We start from the raw sequence: 15254 nt of genomic DNA, 5'->3' as shown, positions 1-15254 counted from the left end.
AGGACTTCCCTGTCAACTACCGGAAGTGCCCCTTCCGTTTACGGGCTTTACTTTTTCCGCTTAAACAAGCCGCCCTGGGTTTCCCGGATATCAAAGGTCGTAATGAATGCCTGGGGGTCAATGTGCTTTACTGTATCCTGGACTTTCGTAATTTCCAAGCGTGAGACGACACAGTATAAAATCAGCGTTTTATGCCGGGAATAGGCGCCTTCCCCGTGCAATAAGGTAACGGCACGGCCTAAATCCTGCGTAATCGTACGGGCGACTTCGTCATGCTTTGCCGTAACGATGAACAGGCCCTTCATTTCATCGAGGCCATTGACGACGATATCAATCATCTTATACGCAATAAAATACGCGACAAGAGAGTACATGGCGCTGTCGACGCCAAAGACAAAACCTGCCGAGCCGAGAATGAAAAGGTTGAAAAACATGACGATTTCACCGACCGAAAAAGGCGATACCTTTTCGGCGATAATAGCCAAGATTTCTGTCCCATCAAGAGAACCGCCCCAGCGGATGATGAGGCCGACGCCGATGCCCATGATCATACCACCGAAAATGGTCGATAAAAAGGGATCTGCCGTCATGGGTTCCCAATGGACCATACTACTCCATACAGACAGGCAGAAGACGGAAAACAGCGAAGAAATTGTAAAGTGCAGGCCTATCTTGTGATAGCCGAAAATAAAAAAAGGTATATTTAAAGCGACGATGAAGACACTGAAAGAAATGCCCGTAAGGTGGGCTGCCATCAGCGCAATACCGACAACGCCGCCATCGATGACATGGTTTGGTACGAGAAATACATTGAGGCCAAAGTTATAAATAAAAGCCCCTACGGCCAGGCCTAAGGCATGTAATAGGTGTGAAATCATGTAACCCCTCCTTGTGAATGTAAATACCGCAGCCCAATAATCCAGGCCACGAAATCATCCACCGGTTCAGGAGGATACTGCAGTGAAAGTGGAACCAGACGACGCCAGCCGTGACGTGGCGTATACTTCCAATACAGTTTACGTCCTTCTACGGTGGTAAATTTTTCGTCAATAAGTGAAAAGGTAATCTCCGGATGATGCGTACGTATCCAGGCTTCTACCACAGGCTGCAGATGACGGTGATTGGTCCCGTCACCCATAACGATATGGGAAAAAGGATCGTGTGCGTATTGCCTCGTCAAATGATCTGCCAACGTGCCTGTAGGCACAATATGACGACTCACGAGGCTGCCATCTTCCCTTAGGATAGCTGTACCGGTCTTTTCCGACCCCGGATCGATAGCAAATAACATGGGTACCTCCTATTGTCCCGCATAGGAGCGGACAATGATGTCAATATTAAGCGGTCCGGCTGTATAAATATCTGTCGAAGCCACGGCCCGCAAAATTATATCACCGTTGCCGCTGGCTTTGATCCGCTGGATCGTGTCAAACATTTCAGCTGCCGTAAGGGAGCCGATATTCCCTGTCAGCGGATCTGGCAGAACGCCGCGCTTGACAGCCTGCTGGTTGACTTCGTGGAGGAAACGGAATACCTGATATTCCGCGCTGCCGCTTACATCCTGAGCCTGCAAATGCTCTTCATATACCAGTTCTTCCCGATGATACACGAGCTTGTTGTCAAACAATTCGAAGTGAACCATGGCCGGTTCGCCCAAAATGATATTACCGGCTGCCACGATACGGACGAGCTTGCTGCCCTGCGGTGCATCGTGCAGCGCTGTAATGGTCTGGTCTATCTCGTCCTGGGAGATATAGAGAACCACAGCGTTTTGGTTTTGAATGCCCAGCTGATCACGGATACGTGCATTCGTCTGAGAAAGGAGTTTGCCCAACTCGGTGCGCAAGACATCTTCGTCCTGCCCATTTTGAATCACTACGCTGGAAAGGACCTCCCCGACGCGGAATAAGACCTGTCCTTCACGGATATCGGTCATTTTCTGGTTCAACAGCTTGATCCGTTCATCCAGTTTGCCAATCGTTTCCGTCATGCGGGCCTGTGTTTGTTCCAGCTCCTTATTTTCTGAATTGAGCTGATCATTACGGGCCATCATCTCGTCACGGGCTACCTGGACAATGGTCAGCTGGCGGCTCATATCATCGCGGGCCGCCTGGGTTTGCTGCAGGTCCAGCTGGGTCATACGGATCCGCTCGTTGGCATCGGTAAGCTGTTGTTCCTGCTTTTGCAGCAACTCTTCATTTTTTGCCAAGAGGGCATTTTTTTCTTCCATCTCCAGGCCTAATTCCTTAGCCTGTTGTAAAAGTTTATCCTTCTGCTGTTCCAATTCAGCCTTTTGCAGCTGCAGCTGGTGCATACCAAACAAGGCGATGCGGACATTTTGTGAAAGAACGGACATAACGCCTAAGGTAACGGCAGAAATGCTGACTCCAGTGATAAGGGTAATCAGGATGGATGAATATTTCGGCCGCAGGCCAAACAATTTTATTTTTCTTTTCCCTACACGGGAGCCTATCTTATCGCCAAGGTAGGCAATGATTCCGCCCATAACGGCGAGAACCAATAACATGACCCAGCCGAATTCCATAGTCGCACCTCCATTCTTTTTATCATTATATCATAGGATACTATATAACAGGTGTAGAAAATAAAGCAAATTGAAAAATAAATAAAAAAGGAGAGTGACCAGTACGGCGGCCCTTGAGTCCAGTACTAATCACTCTGAATATCACTTTGATTTGCGATATACCAGTACAATCCCGGCAATGCCACACACAATATCCGGCAGGAATGCCGCCAAATAGGCTGGAATTTTACCGCCATTGCCCAAGGCATTCCCAAGTGTCATGATCGTGTAGTAAATGAAGATAACGACGACACTGATGCCGAAACCAATAGATGAACTGCCCCGCTGCTTTTGCATCCCCAAGGGAGCACCGACAATGGCACAAACCAGGCTGGCCATCGGCATGGCGAAGCGGTTATACATTTCTACTTTCATCTTATTCGTATCGACAGCATTTTCATCGAGCAGCTTAATTTGGTCGCGCAGCTCACGGATCGTCATTTCATCCGGTTTCTTCTGCGATTCACTAATGCGGTTCGGCCGCTGGGAAATCGGTAATTCCTGGTTTTGGAAGGTCATTTGCCGCGTCACCTGGTCCCCGACAGACACGTCGTAAATGATGCCCTGGTGCATTACCCATTTGGTGCCATTCCAATCGGCATAATCGGCTTTTTCCACGCGCATGAGCTTATCGTTTTCAAACTCCTGTACCGTAATATCCCGCAGTTGTTTCACATTCGAATCATACTGACGGGCATACATGAGGCTGTTGATATCGTGTCCCTTGACATCCTTGAGGATGATGTGGTCCTGCGTCGTCGGTGCTACCTTATGCTTAATTTCCTGATCGATAATCGTGTTATACGCATTATTGGCCCGTGGTACGACGTATTCATTAAAAGCCGTCGTGCCCAGGGAAATAAGGAGTGCCGCCACGAAAATAGGCATGGCCAGGCGGATGAAATTCTGGCCGCCCGTACGCATGACAATCATTTCACTGTTACCGGAAAGCTTGCCAAAGGCCATGAGAGAACCGAGCAGTACCGACATGGGGAAGGTTACGACAATGATGGACGGCAACGCCAGAACAAGGACACGGAAAGCATCCCACATAGATGCGCCATACTGATTGATCAGGTTAGCTATCCGGTACAGCGTGCCCGTACCGATGAAGACTGCCGTAAAAGCACAGACGCCAAACAGAAACGGACCAATAAATTCTTTTAGTACATATTTATCTAGTATTCTCATTCAATTCCCCTTGTTACATGGTAAACTCTTCACCTAAATAGAATTTCTTCGCCACTGGGTTGTTGGCAATGAATTCCGGAGAGCCTTCGAGAAGAATCTGCCCCTCATTCAAAATATATGCTTTATCGACAATGCTCAATGTTTCCCGGACATTGTGGTCCGTAATGAGTACGCCAATCCCCCGGTCTTTCAAATGGCTGATGATTTCCTGAATATCATTGACGGCCAGCGGATCAATGCCGGCGAAGGGTTCATCCAGCAGGATGAAGGCCGGATCCATGACGAGGCAGCGGGCAATTTCCACTCGCCGCCGTTCACCACCGGACAACTGTATGCCCAACCGGTCGCGCAGTTTGGTAATGGTAAATTCCTCCATCAGCGATTCTGCCTTTTCATGCTGTTCTTTTTTGGAAAGCTTCGTCGTTTCCAGCATGGCCAGCAGATTATCTTCTACCGTCATCTTACGGAAAATAGACGCTTCCTGTGGCAAATAGCCCAGGCCATAAGCAGCCCGCTTATGGATTGGCAGATTCGTAATGTCGTGATCATCAATGTAGATAGTGCCTTCCGTCGGATGTTCGATACCCACAATCATATAGAAGGTCGTCGTTTTACCGGCGCCATTGGGCCCGAGCAGACCGACAATACTCCCTTGGTCAACGTGGATACTTACCTTATTTACCACGTTGCGGTCTTTATACGTTTTGATGAGATCGTTCGTCTGGATATACATTATTTCCCCTGTTCTTCGCTACCTGGTATAAATACGACAGTCGACCGGCCATTGGACTGGACGGAATTGTCAGCCAGGTGGACTTCTACATCGTTACCTGAAAGCTGATTGCCATTTTGCGTGGCATAGACGTTCCCGGTCATGTGAATTATGCCATTTTGCTGGCCCGGCGTCTGCGTATACACGGCTTTGTTACCGTAAGCCGTTAAGCCGTCTGCCGGCGATTCAATGTGCACATTCCCCGTACCGACAGCCCGGATTTCTTTGAACCAGCCATCAATATGATCTGCCCACATCTGGGATCCTTGAGCCTCGAGGTAGCCGTGGCCCGTTACGATGCCATGATCCTTATCGAGGTAGTATTCTACTTTATCACCATTGACCTTTTTGTCGCCATATACGCCTTTGACATTGCCTGTAGCGACGAGATAATTCTGGTTTGTCGAATGCAGGGTTTCAGATGTCATATGCATATCCGGCTGCTGGGCAGTTACATTTCCCTGCATATCTGCTTCAGCCGTCTTCAGGTTATACGTGGCTACATCGCCGGTAAGCGTTGCCTGATCACGGACAATGACGACATTGCCCGTCGCCTTTGCCACCTGTGTCTTGCCATTGTATTCCAATTTATCAGCCGTCACGGAAACGGAAGGATTGCTATTGTTGGCGTTGTTATCTGCTGCTAAGGAAGCGGCAGCAGGCAGAATCAGGGCGCCGGCCAGTGCAGCTGCTACTAATTTCGTGCGTAAATTCTGTTTCATGCTCTACTCTCCTTTGGTTACCTTAGCGTGGCCTTGTACGGTTACATGTTCGAGCGCCGCATCAGTTACGAAAGAATCACCGCTCAATGTCGTCTGATCATGCCGGTTCAGCAATACCTTGCCGCCATTAATAAGCCGTGTATCCATATTATAATACACACTACCCTCTGTCTGCAATGTATCGCCCTTGTCGGTTTCTGCCTGCAGCGGCTGTTTGAGTTCAATGATCTTCTTCTTACGGTCTACGACACCCTTATCGGACGTGATGGTCAGTAAGGTGCCATCTTTTTCCCAGATTTCTGCTTTCGGTTTGATGAAATACATGATTTCTGTTTTCGGGTCGACGAGAATCTTGTCGGCCGTCAACCGCCACGACAGGCGGTCGCCATCTTTTTCTTCAATTTCCGAGCCATGGAACTCTACGAGGTCACTGCTGGGCGGCATGTCCTTTACAGGACCGCCGGCCGTATGCATAAACCAATAGAGGAGAAACGCAAAAAGGGCCAGGAAAACGACGACGAGAATCGTGATTTTATGCTTACTCAACGTTTGTTTTAGATTCACAATCTGTTGCCGCCCCCTCTTTTTGCAGTGCTATAATTTCTTCCGGCTCTGTGCTCCAACGGTGTTGGAACCAAAGCCATTCGGTAGGATGCTCTTTAATGAAGTTTTCCGTAATGACTGCCATCTTCCGGGTCATGCGGGTAATGTCTTCATCTTTGTTGCCTGTATCTTCAAAATGCATGATCTCACCAATTGCCAAATGGGTACGATGCTGGTCATCGTGAATAGTAAAGACCGGTACAATCGGCGAATGAAACTTCTGGGCAAACATAGCCGGCCCCTTAGGCGTAGAACTCATTTTTCCCAAAAACGGCTGGGGTACACCGTGAAAACCGCCATCCTGATCAGCCAGGAAACCGAGCAGCTTTTTCCGGCGCAGCGCCCGGGCTGCAATAATCATTTCATTTCCGCCCCGGGCAAAGACTTCGAGTCCCATGCCTTCGCGGTTTTCGTTTAACAGGCGGGTTACGGAACTATTGGCCTGATTTTTTACGATCGTCGAGGCGGGATAGCCATACAGTGCCAGTGCGCCCAGCCATTCCCAGTTACCAATGTGTCCGGTCAGGATGATGACGCCTTTATCTTCTTTCAGCGCCTCATCCAGCCGTTCCGGATGATCCAAGGTCACATACTCAGCAATATTTCCGGCGTTCAGATTTGGCGTATACAAAATTTCCAGCGCCGACTGGCCCAGATTGCGAAACAGTTCATCTACAATTTGGCGTGCTTCTGTTTCACTGCATTCCAGACCGCGTACAGCCTGAAAGACAGCGCGGTTATACTGTTTTTTCATAATCCGGCTAACTAAGGGTCCCAGTTTCCGCCCCCAACGGACTACCGTCGGGTACGAAAGTTTCTGAACCAGCTTGCCTATTGCCCGGATGGTATAGTACTGCCATTCCGTAAACACTATGCAGACGCCCCTTTCTCTTACTGTTTATATTCAGCCTGGCCAGACTGAAAGTGCTGTAAGATGGTCTCCCAAACGTTTTGATTTTTTAAAATATATTCAACCAGTTCACGCAGTGCACCATGACCGCCTCTAAACGCCGATACAAAAGCAGCTTCCTGCCGTACCTCTTCACAGGCATCGAGTGGTGCTGCACTAAATCCGACAGACTGAATGAGGGGCAAATCATTCAAATCATCCCCCATATAACAAACGTCTGACAAGGAAATCCCCAGGTCCGCACAAATCTGCTGTAATGCTGTAAGCTTATTTTGTACCTCCTGGACGACATAATCTATGTGTAAATCCTTAGCCCGCTGTTCTACCATAGGAGAACGGCGGCCTGTAATAACAGCCGTTTTGAGACCAGCCATACGGGCCAGGGTAATCCCCATGCCATCGCGGGCAGAAAAGCCCTTTAATGCATCGCCGGAAGGGCCATAATAAATAACACCATCGGTCAAAACGCCGTCGACATCGAGAGCCAGCAATTTGATCGTTTTTACATGTCTCATCAGACCACTCCCTGACGCAGCAAATCAGTCAAATGAATCATGCCGACAGCCTTATTATCCTGATCGATAACGGGCAGTACCGTAATCGGGCGGGGCTGATTCTTTTCCATAATGTGCATAGCTTCTGCAGCCAGCTTATCGCTCGTAATGAGACGCGGGCTCTTGGTCATCATAGCATCAACAGGCCACTGCAGGAAGTTAGAGCCGGTTTCAAGACCACGGCGTACATCGCCATCGGTCACGAGTCCGACTAATACACCTTCACTATCGACGACGGAAACAGCGCCCAATCCTTTTTCAGTCATCATGAAGAGGGCATCCTGTACCGTACTGTCAGCGCTGATAACCGGATTATCATTGCCCTTATGCATGACATCAGCAACCGTGAGGAGCAATTTGCGGCCCAAAGCGCCACCGGGATGGAAAATGGCAAACTGGTCTTTTGTGAAATGGTGGCACGAAAGCAAGACAACGGCCAAGGCATCGCCTAAGGCCAGGGAAACGGTCGTGCTCGTCGTCGGGGCCAGGCCCAGCGGGCAGGCTTCTTTTTCTACTAACACGTCGAGAACGACATCCGAGTTTTTCGCCAGTGTCGAATTATGTTCACCGACGATGGCGATAACCTTAGCACCAATACGTTTCAAACTGGGCAGAATATTCAATACTTCTGTCGTTTCACCGCTCTTAGAAAAGGCCAGGACAACATCATCGCCCGTTACCATGCCGAGATCGCCGTGAATGGCTTCAGCCGGGTGGAGAAAAATAGACGGTGTCCCTGTACTCGACAAGGTTGCCGAAACCTTCCGGGCAATGTGCCCCGATTTGCCCATGCCCGTAACGATGACACGTCCCTTAGAGTCCAAAATCATATTGACTGCATTGACAAAACTCTGGTCTAAGCTGGGAATCAGATTTTCAATGCCTTTTGCTTCCTGTAACAATACGTCTCTTGCTTCTGCTAAAATATCCATTTCCATTCACCTCTGCAATTATTTCGTTGCCGTTGAAACACTTTGATCGGTAATCGCCTTAATAGCTGCCATATCCCGCAACACCGCTTCTACCTGGGAAAGGTAGAGCATGTTGGGACCATCACACAAGGCTTCTTCCGGGTTGTCATGTACTTCCATGAATACGCCATCAATACCGGAACCGGCTGCGGCTCTGGCCAGGTTGCCAATAAATTGACGCTGGCCGGAGGAACTCGTACCGGCACCGCTGGGCAGCTGTACGCTGTGGGTCGCATCAAAGACGACGGGGTAGCCAAAGCTGCGCATAATGGGAAATGCCCGCATATCAACAACCAGATTATGGTAGCCCAGGGAAACGCCCCGTTCTGTCAGAATGATATTTTCATTCCCTTCGTGGGAGATTTTTTCTGCTACATTTTTCATATCTTCCGGCGCCATGAATTGCCCTTTTTTTACATTAATGCATTTTCCCGTTTTAGCAGCTTCCTGCAGCAGGTCTGTCTGACGGCACAAAAAAGCCGGTATCTGCAGGACATCCAGTACTTCTGCTGCCGGGGCTACCTGGGATACATCATGGATATCACTGACAACAGGAACCTGCAATTCTTTTTTCACATCGCGAAGAATTTCCAGCCCCCGCTTGAGTCCCGGGCCACGGAAAGATTTCCAGCTGGACCGGTTCGCCTTATCAAAGGACGCCTTAAAAATATAGGGAAGGCCCAACCGGCCACAAATAGCTTTCATTTCCTGGCCGATTTTTAAAATACGGTCCGGATCTTCAATAACGCACGGGCCTGCCATGACGAACAACTTGCCATCGCCGCCTACGTGCAAACTGCCTGCTTGTACTTGTTTCATGCCTGCTGCTCCTTTGCAAAATACGATCGTATATGTTCCAGATCTTCCGGCGTATCAATGCCGATAAATTGTTGCTCTGTCGTAATAACTTTAATCTTATAGCCATTTTCCAAAACGCGCAACTGTTCCAGCGATTCCACTTCTTCTGCCGGTGTTTGTGCCATATTGGCATATTGGAGCAGGAAATCGCGGCGATACGCATAAATGCCGATATGCTTGTATGGCCGGATTTGATCGTGGAAGGGATGCCGCGGGTACGGAATGAGGGAACGGGAGAAATACATGGCTTCCTGTCTCTTATTCATGACTACCTTGACGGCACTGGCATCGTCATATTCTTCTTCCTGCAGGGGCGTAGCCACTGTAGCCATGGTCAGCTGCGGATCCTCTTCAAAGACCTGGCAGAGTGCATTGATGACTTCCGGTGTAATGAGTGGTTCATCGCCCTGCACATTGACAATGACGTCGGCTTCGGGATAATGGCCTACGGCTTCAGCCAACCGATCCGTGCCATTCGCATGGTCTTCCCGCGTCATGACTGCATGGCCGCCAAAGGAGACGACGACATCATATACTTTAGGATTATCGACAGCTACGACGACAGATGACAATTTATCCGCCTTGGCGGCTTGTTCATATACACGCTGGATCAGTGGCTTGCCGGCAATATCAGCCAGCGGTTTGCCCGGCAGCCGCGTGGAGGCATATCGTGCCGGGATAATACATACGAAATTCATAAGTTCTTATCCTCCTATATGCTGCAGAATCACGTTCTGCAGTTCCTCTTTACCTTTTTCAATCACTATTTCTATGCCCAGTACCCAAAGAGGCACGTCGTGCTGTAAAATGAACGATGCCGGCAATTTGACAGCATCCTTTTCCGTCGTAACCAGAACGGCTTTTTTTTCTGCCGCCATCTGTATCATAACAGAAAGATCGTCATTCGTATATTGATGATGATCGTCATACCGTAAATTTCCTGCCAGTGTATAGCCGCAGGCGGTTACCGTCGCTTCAAAGGAAGCCGGATTCCCCAAAGCCGACACAGCGATGACTGCCTGATGCGGCAGCTGCTCACACATCTGGCGGTCCGTCTGCGCTTCGTACCATGCGGCAAACGATACGCACCACGCAGGCCGGTGCACCGCTTCTGCTATAGGCGCGGTGCTGTTATAGCGCGTCAGGGCAGCATAAATAGCCTGTTTGTCTGCTTCCGTCCGCTGATCTGCCTTCGTGATGATAAAAAAACCAGCCCGGGCAAGATGAGATAAGGGTTCCCGCAAGATGCCCCGTGGCAGGAGCTGCCCATTGCCAAACGGATTGGTAGCATCAATAAGGACAATATCTAAATCGCGGGCCAGTTGCCAATGCTGAAAGGCATCATCGAGAAGCAGGACCTGGCTGTGAAATCTGTCGATAGCCAGTTGTCCCGTCTGTGCCCGTTCCCGGCCGACGAGAACCGGTATTCCCGGCAGGCTGCGGGCCAGGAGCAACGCTTCATCGCCGCCTTCTTGGGCACTAAGGAGTACGTCTTTTCCATCAGACATGATGGCTGCGCCATGCTCGGCTGCCGAGCGGTAGCCCCGGTTGAGAAGGGCCACACGATAGCCTTGACTTTGAAGCCACCGGGCCAGCATACAAGCCGTCGGGGTCTTTCCCGTACCACCGGCCGTAATATTGCCCAGGCTGATGACTTTCGCCGCCAAATGGGCCTGCCGTTCCGGATGACGTGCGTACGCTGTAAAGCGCCGTACGACACCGTAGCGATAAACAGCCGACAAGCCTTTGAGCAGGGCTAGTACGGGCTGGTCTGCCAGGCTATGGGAACGGTCTTCCATGAGATACGTTATATACGTGGCAAGCTTAGTATAAAAAGACATGTGTTCATCTCCAAAGGTGGAGTTCATCCAGTATTTTTTGTAATTCTGCCAGATTACGGCGCGTAGCCCCTTGGTTTTCCTGCACGATTTCAATGCAGTGGCGGCGCATGCTTTCGGCCAGCTGGCGGTCATCTACGATATTGACACAGGTTTGAATGAATTCGTCTTCATTCTTAACCATAACGCAGGCACCGCGACTGCTGAGCAGGTCGTAGATTTCTACAAAATTGAACATATTCGGGCCTACGACAATCGGTTTGGCATGAGCCGCCGGCTCCAAAATATTGTGACCGCCGACGTGGGCCAGACTGCCGCCGACAAAGACCAGGTCTCCTAAGCTGTACACGCGGCCCAGTTCGCCGATAGTATCGAGAATCACACCGTCATAGTGTTCTTCCTTTACTTTACCAGCCTGCATTTCACTCCGTTTGACCATGGTAAAACCAAACTTACGGCCTTCATCGCGAATGGGGTCAGACTGGTAAATATACCGGGGCGCAATAATCAGACGGGCCCGGGGGTGCTTTTTCCGTATTTCAAAGAAGGCCTTATAAACCGAACCATTTTCACCTTTATGCGTACTCCCGGCAATCATAATGGGGTAATCCTCTTCTGCAAAACCGAGCTCTGACAAAAAGCGTTTCTTTTCTTCCGGCGTGACGATGCCATAGGTCTGGTCGTACTTGGTATTCCCCGTTACGATGACTTTATTGGGATCGGCACCAATATCGATAATATACTGCGCATCAATCCGGCTCTGCATACAAAAAATCCGGATCGACGAGAGGACATGGCGGGTAAAGAAGGTTATCAGCCGGTAGCGGGAAACACTGCGCTGGCTAATGCGGCCGTTCATCATCATGATGGGGATTTTTTTCTTATCGGCAATGCGCAGGAAGTTAGGCCAGATCTCCGTTTCTACGAGGACGATGATTTTCGGTTTGATAATATTCAAGATGCGTCCTGTCAGATACGGTAAATCCAAGGGAAAATACAGGATCCCATCAGCACCGTCAATAATCTTGTGGGCCATGCGAAAGCCTGTTGCCGTAACGACAGAAACGATAATCACTTCCTGCGGGTGTTCCCGCCGCATTTCCCGCACGATAGGACTGGCTGCGACAATTTCCCCTACAGACGCCGCGTGCACCCAAATAGCCTGGCGGTCTGATATTTTTTTCTTCAGTTCATCCGGTAAAAAACCGATACTCTGCTTGATGCGCTGATAAAATCCTTCTTCATGTATGAGCCTGTAAATCAGCACAGGGATGAGAGAGGCCCAATACATGAGAAGCAAAAAATTATAGAGCCAGTACATCGATTTGACACGCAAGCGATTTAACATAGAATTTAACCTTCCGCTTTTTCATTAAACTGTACAGCATGTAAATGGGCATACAGGCCGCCTTTATTCAGCAGTTCTGTATGCGTACCTTCTTCAACGATACGGCCATGATCGATAACGACGATCTTGTCTGCATCGCGAATCGTGCTCAGGCGGTGGGCAATGGCGATAGATGTACGGCCTTCCATAAGCCGTTCCAGTGCCACCTGAACGATTTTTTCCGATTCCGTATCGAGAGCCGACGTGGCTTCGTCGAGAATCAAAATGCGCGGATCTTTTAAAATGGCCCGGGCAATAGCAATACGCTGGCGCTGACCGCCGGACAGGGAGTTGCCCCGGTCGCCTACGAGGGTATCGTAGCCTTGGGGCAGCTGCAGAATAAATTCTTCTGCGTTGGCAGCCTTAGCAGCCAGTTCGATTTCCTCATCCGTCGCGTCCAGGCGTCCATACAGGATATTTTCCCGGATGCTGGCATTAAAGAGCATCGTTTCCTGCGGTACCAGGCCAATCTGCTGGCGCAGGGACGAGAAGGTAACGTCGCGAATATCTGTGCCATCAATAGTAATACTACCGTCGGTGACGTCATAAAAACGCGGCAACAGGTTTGTAACCGTCGATTTGCCGGCACCGCTCGGACCCACGAGGGCAACGACTTCGCCGGGCTTGACGTCCAGGTTGAAGTCGATCAGGGCCGGGTGATCCTCATCGTAAGAAAAATCGACGTGATTAAAGCAAATTTCCCCCTGCACTTTTGGCAGTTCAATCGCGTCCGGTTTTTCCTTAACGTCCGGTTCCGTATCAAGTGTTTCAAATACGCGGTCTGCAGCAGCCAGAGATTTCTGGATATCGCCGTAAATTTCGCTAATCCGGCGAACCGGGTTTGCCAGGTTGATAGCATAAATCAGGAAGGCAATAAGGGAGCCTGCTGTCATTTCGCCATCAATAACACTCATGCCGCCATACCAGATGATGGCAGTCACAGCAATGGCTGCAAAGAACTGGATAAACGGCGTCAGGAGTGCTGTCAGGCGCACAGTCGACATGAGGGCCCAGAAGTTGCTGTCATTCTGTTCCATGAAGCGTTCGATTTCAAACTCTTCACGGTTGAAGGAACGAATGATGCGGATACCTGAAACAGATTCCTCTAGGAGGGCTGTAATATCGGCCATTTTCCCTTGTACGCGATGACCGGCACCGCGCAGGCGGCTACCGAAGAAACGGATGGTAAAGACCACGAGCGGCACGATGACCAGTGTCAAAAGAGTCAGTTTCCAGTACAAGAGCAGCATAGACCCTAAGGAACCGATAAGGATAACTGCTTCCTGAACAAAGGAAATGAGATTCCCGGCAATGGCCGTCTGTAAGGCCGTGACGTCATTGGTCAAGTTACTCATGATATTCCCAGTCTTACGCTTATCAAAGTATGACAGGGATAATTTTTGTAAATGCCGGTACAGGGCTTCGCGGATATCGTTAACTATTTTCTGGCCGACATAGCTCATCAAATAGCGTTCGCCAAAGTAGAAGAAGCCCCTGGCAAAAAAGAGTGCCAGAATGCCAATGACAATCAGGTTCAGTGTGTAAATATCTTTGTTAGCCAAGACCTTGTCGATGACGTCCTTGATCAGCCACGGGACGACGACGTTGCTCGCGCCCGAAAAGGCCATGCATATGACGGCAACGACTAAGCGTTTCTTATATGGCAAAATGAAACGCAGTAATCTTTTGTAGCCTTGCCAGCTGTTATATCGCTTCATGCAGAATGGTTCTCCTTAGCAAATTGTAAAATGATCTCTGCTGTACGCCGGACAGCCCCGGGTTCTCCCATTTCCTTGCGCACGGAAAGCATAGCCTCGTGGCGCTCCTGCCAAGCCTGTTTATCCGTCAGGAGGGTCACCATATCGGCAGCAATGGCTTCCGGTGTGACTTCATCCTGCCAGAGCTCCGGCATAATGCGGTGCCCCATGATGATATTAGGCAGGCCAATACTTTGAATGTGTACCAGGATTTTGGACAGCCAGTACGTAAGGGAGCTAACGCGGTAAATAAGCAGGGTCGGCAAGCCCATGAGTGCCGTTTCCAGGGTTGCCGTTCCTGATGCAGCGACGGCAGCGGTACTGATGTTCATCATATCATATACATGGCCTGATGCAACATGAACGTTTTCCAGCTCCGCCGGAATCAGCTCCTGCAACACGGACTCCTCGATAGTCGAGGCCCGGGGAATGAGAAACTGGACTCCATCCCTTTGCGCCGTAATTTCTTTGACTGCCGCCAGCATGACCGGCAGCAAGCCGCGTACTTCCTGCAGGCGGCTGCCCGGCATCAAGAGAATCGTCTGCTTCGCCGCATCGAGGCCAAAGGCCTGCAGTGCCTCGTCTTTGGTCATTTCCGGGTGTACTACATCGAGAAGCGGGTGGCCGGCATACGCAACCCGGGCGCCCAGTTCTTCATACAGCTTGGCCTCAAAGGGAAAAAGAGAAATGGCCAGGTCCGTATGCTCGGCAATCACCTTGCCACGGCTCTTATGCCAGGCCCAGATTGTCGGCAAAATATAGTAAACGACACGGATACCTGCCGCCCGGGCCTTTTCGATGAGCCTCATATTAAAGCCGGGATAATCAATACAGACCAATACATCCGGTTTCTCCTCTTGCATCACCTGCAGCAGCTGTGTGCGCAGGCGAAAAAAGAAAGGGATCTTACGCAAGATTTCGCCAACGCCGATAAATCCCAGATTATTGATGTCATATACGATTCGCACGCCTGCTTGTGCCATCTGGCTGCCACCCATGCCGAGCAGTTCAATTTCCGGATCCAGCGCTTTTAAGGCCCTGGCCAGATTTGCTCCGTGCATATCGCCAGAGGCTTCGCCGGCTGAAAACATAATTTTCATGAATACT

General features: G+C 50.0%; 16 protein-coding genes. All 16 read right to left on the bottom strand.

What is annotated here, in order from left to right; all coding sequences use genetic code 11:
- Positions 1–47: 47 nt before the first annotated feature.
- The 16 genes from PGX44_RS04205 to lpxB all read right to left on the bottom strand — a co-directional run bounded on the left by PGX44_RS04205 (position 48) and on the right by lpxB (position 15247).
- A complete protein-coding gene (locus tag PGX44_RS04205) occupies positions 48–878 on the bottom strand; it encodes a YitT family protein (RefSeq protein ID WP_186501871.1) in 831 nt (276 codons plus the stop codon).
- Entirely contained in the window at positions 875–1291 is a 417-nt protein-coding gene (locus PGX44_RS04200; RefSeq protein WP_498854375.1) for a RuvC family protein, read from the bottom strand. Before PGX44_RS04200 ends, PGX44_RS04205 begins: the two co-directional genes overlap by 4 nt.
- A gap of 9 nt (positions 1292–1300) precedes the next feature.
- Entirely contained in the window at positions 1301–2545 is a 1245-nt protein-coding gene (locus PGX44_RS04195) for a DUF3084 family protein (RefSeq protein ID WP_498854374.1), read from the bottom strand.
- Positions 2546–2686: 141 nt separating this feature from the next.
- Positions 2687–3775, bottom strand: coding sequence for an LptF/LptG family permease (locus PGX44_RS04190; protein WP_186501874.1), 1089 nt, complete (start codon positions 3773–3775; stop codon positions 2687–2689).
- A gap of 13 nt (positions 3776–3788) precedes the next feature.
- Positions 3789–4508, bottom strand: a complete 720-nt coding sequence (lptB, locus tag PGX44_RS04185; RefSeq protein ID WP_498854373.1) for an LPS export ABC transporter ATP-binding protein — start codon at positions 4506–4508, stop codon at positions 3789–3791.
- Positions 4508–5269 carry an LptA/OstA family protein gene (locus PGX44_RS04180; RefSeq protein ID WP_498854372.1) on the bottom strand — a complete coding sequence of 254 codons (762 nt, stop codon included), beginning with the start codon at positions 5267–5269 and terminating at the stop codon, positions 4508–4510. Before PGX44_RS04180 ends, lptB begins: the two co-directional genes overlap by 1 nt.
- A gap of 3 nt (positions 5270–5272) precedes the next feature.
- Positions 5273–5815 (bottom strand): LPS export ABC transporter periplasmic protein LptC, encoded by a 543-nt coding sequence (lptC, locus tag PGX44_RS04175; protein WP_498854371.1) that lies wholly within the window; start codon positions 5813–5815, stop codon positions 5273–5275.
- Positions 5808–6743 (bottom strand): lysophospholipid acyltransferase family protein, encoded by a 936-nt coding sequence (locus PGX44_RS04170; RefSeq protein WP_498854370.1) that lies wholly within the window; start codon positions 6741–6743, stop codon positions 5808–5810. Before PGX44_RS04170 ends, lptC begins: the two co-directional genes overlap by 8 nt.
- 20 nt (positions 6744–6763) lie before the next feature.
- A complete protein-coding gene (locus PGX44_RS04165) occupies positions 6764–7297 on the bottom strand; it encodes a KdsC family phosphatase (RefSeq protein WP_186501879.1) in 534 nt (177 codons plus the stop codon).
- Positions 7297–8268 (bottom strand): KpsF/GutQ family sugar-phosphate isomerase, encoded by a 972-nt coding sequence (locus PGX44_RS04160; RefSeq protein ID WP_498854369.1) that lies wholly within the window; start codon positions 8266–8268, stop codon positions 7297–7299. The genes PGX44_RS04165 and PGX44_RS04160 overlap by 1 nt, the downstream gene beginning before the upstream one ends.
- 18 nt (positions 8269–8286) lie before the next feature.
- Positions 8287–9126 (bottom strand): 3-deoxy-8-phosphooctulonate synthase, encoded by an 840-nt coding sequence (kdsA, locus tag PGX44_RS04155; RefSeq protein WP_498854368.1) that lies wholly within the window; start codon positions 9124–9126, stop codon positions 8287–8289.
- Complete coding sequence (kdsB, locus tag PGX44_RS04150) at positions 9123–9863, bottom strand: 3-deoxy-manno-octulosonate cytidylyltransferase (RefSeq protein ID WP_498854367.1); 741 nt, start codon at positions 9861–9863, stop codon at positions 9123–9125. The genes kdsA and kdsB overlap by 4 nt, the downstream gene beginning before the upstream one ends.
- Before the next feature lie 6 nt (positions 9864–9869).
- The gene (lpxK, locus tag PGX44_RS04145; RefSeq protein ID WP_498854366.1) at positions 9870–11006 is read right to left on the bottom strand and encodes a tetraacyldisaccharide 4'-kinase; all 1137 of its coding nucleotides are present in this window, start codon (positions 11004–11006) and stop codon (positions 9870–9872) included.
- Positions 11007–11010: 4 nt separating this feature from the next.
- Positions 11011–12324 (bottom strand): 3-deoxy-D-manno-octulosonic acid transferase, encoded by a 1314-nt coding sequence (locus PGX44_RS04140; RefSeq protein ID WP_186501964.1) that lies wholly within the window; start codon positions 12322–12324, stop codon positions 11011–11013.
- Between the two features lie 32 nt (positions 12325–12356).
- A complete protein-coding gene (locus PGX44_RS04135) occupies positions 12357–14108 on the bottom strand; it encodes an ABC transporter ATP-binding protein (RefSeq protein ID WP_498854365.1) in 1752 nt (583 codons plus the stop codon).
- Positions 14105–15247, bottom strand: coding sequence for a lipid-A-disaccharide synthase (gene lpxB, locus PGX44_RS04130; RefSeq protein ID WP_498854364.1), 1143 nt, complete (start codon positions 15245–15247; stop codon positions 14105–14107). Before lpxB ends, PGX44_RS04135 begins: the two co-directional genes overlap by 4 nt.
- Between the last annotated feature and the right edge of the window lie 7 nt (positions 15248–15254).

The organism is Caecibacter sp. AF58-12pH5A (assembly GCF_027681725.1).
Taxonomy (GTDB): Bacteria; Bacillota; Negativicutes; order Veillonellales; family Megasphaeraceae; genus Megasphaera; species Megasphaera hominis.
The sequence above is the reverse complement of the archived record's forward strand: the minus strand, read 5'-3'. Positions and strand labels throughout refer to the sequence as shown.

Excerpts from the sequence above, each read along its gene's own strand:
- PGX44_RS04205 (WP_186501871.1), bottom strand. The coding sequence starts at position 878 with ATGATTTCACACCTATTACATGCCTTAGGCCTGGCCGTAGGGGCTTTT.
- PGX44_RS04200 (WP_498854375.1), bottom strand. The coding sequence starts at position 1,291 with ATGTTATTTGCTATCGATCCGGGGTCGGAAAAGACCGGTACAGCTATC.
- PGX44_RS04195 (WP_498854374.1), bottom strand. The coding sequence starts at position 2,545 with ATGGAATTCGGCTGGGTCATGTTATTGGTTCTCGCCGTTATGGGCGGA.
- PGX44_RS04190 (WP_186501874.1), bottom strand. The coding sequence starts at position 3,775 with ATGAGAATACTAGATAAATATGTACTAAAAGAATTTATTGGTCCGTTT.
- lptB (WP_498854373.1), bottom strand. The coding sequence starts at position 4,508 with ATGTATATCCAGACGAACGATCTCATCAAAACGTATAAAGACCGCAAC.
- PGX44_RS04180 (WP_498854372.1), bottom strand. The coding sequence starts at position 5,269 with ATGAAACAGAATTTACGCACGAAATTAGTAGCAGCTGCACTGGCCGGC.
- PGX44_RS04165 (WP_186501879.1), bottom strand. The coding sequence starts at position 7,297 with ATGAGACATGTAAAAACGATCAAATTGCTGGCTCTCGATGTCGACGGC.
- PGX44_RS04160 (WP_498854369.1), bottom strand. The coding sequence starts at position 8,268 with ATGGATATTTTAGCAGAAGCAAGAGACGTATTGTTACAGGAAGCAAAA.
- kdsA (WP_498854368.1), bottom strand. The coding sequence starts at position 9,126 with ATGAAACAAGTACAAGCAGGCAGTTTGCACGTAGGCGGCGATGGCAAG.
- kdsB (WP_498854367.1), bottom strand. The coding sequence starts at position 9,863 with ATGAATTTCGTATGTATTATCCCGGCACGATATGCCTCCACGCGGCTG.
- lpxK (WP_498854366.1), bottom strand. The coding sequence starts at position 11,006 with ATGTCTTTTTATACTAAGCTTGCCACGTATATAACGTATCTCATGGAA.
- PGX44_RS04140 (WP_186501964.1), bottom strand. The coding sequence starts at position 12,324 with ATGTACTGGCTCTATAATTTTTTGCTTCTCATGTATTGGGCCTCTCTC.
- PGX44_RS04135 (WP_498854365.1), bottom strand. The coding sequence starts at position 14,108 with ATGAAGCGATATAACAGCTGGCAAGGCTACAAAAGATTACTGCGTTTC.
- lpxB (WP_498854364.1), bottom strand. The coding sequence starts at position 15,247 with ATGAAAATTATGTTTTCAGCCGGCGAAGCCTCTGGCGATATGCACGGA.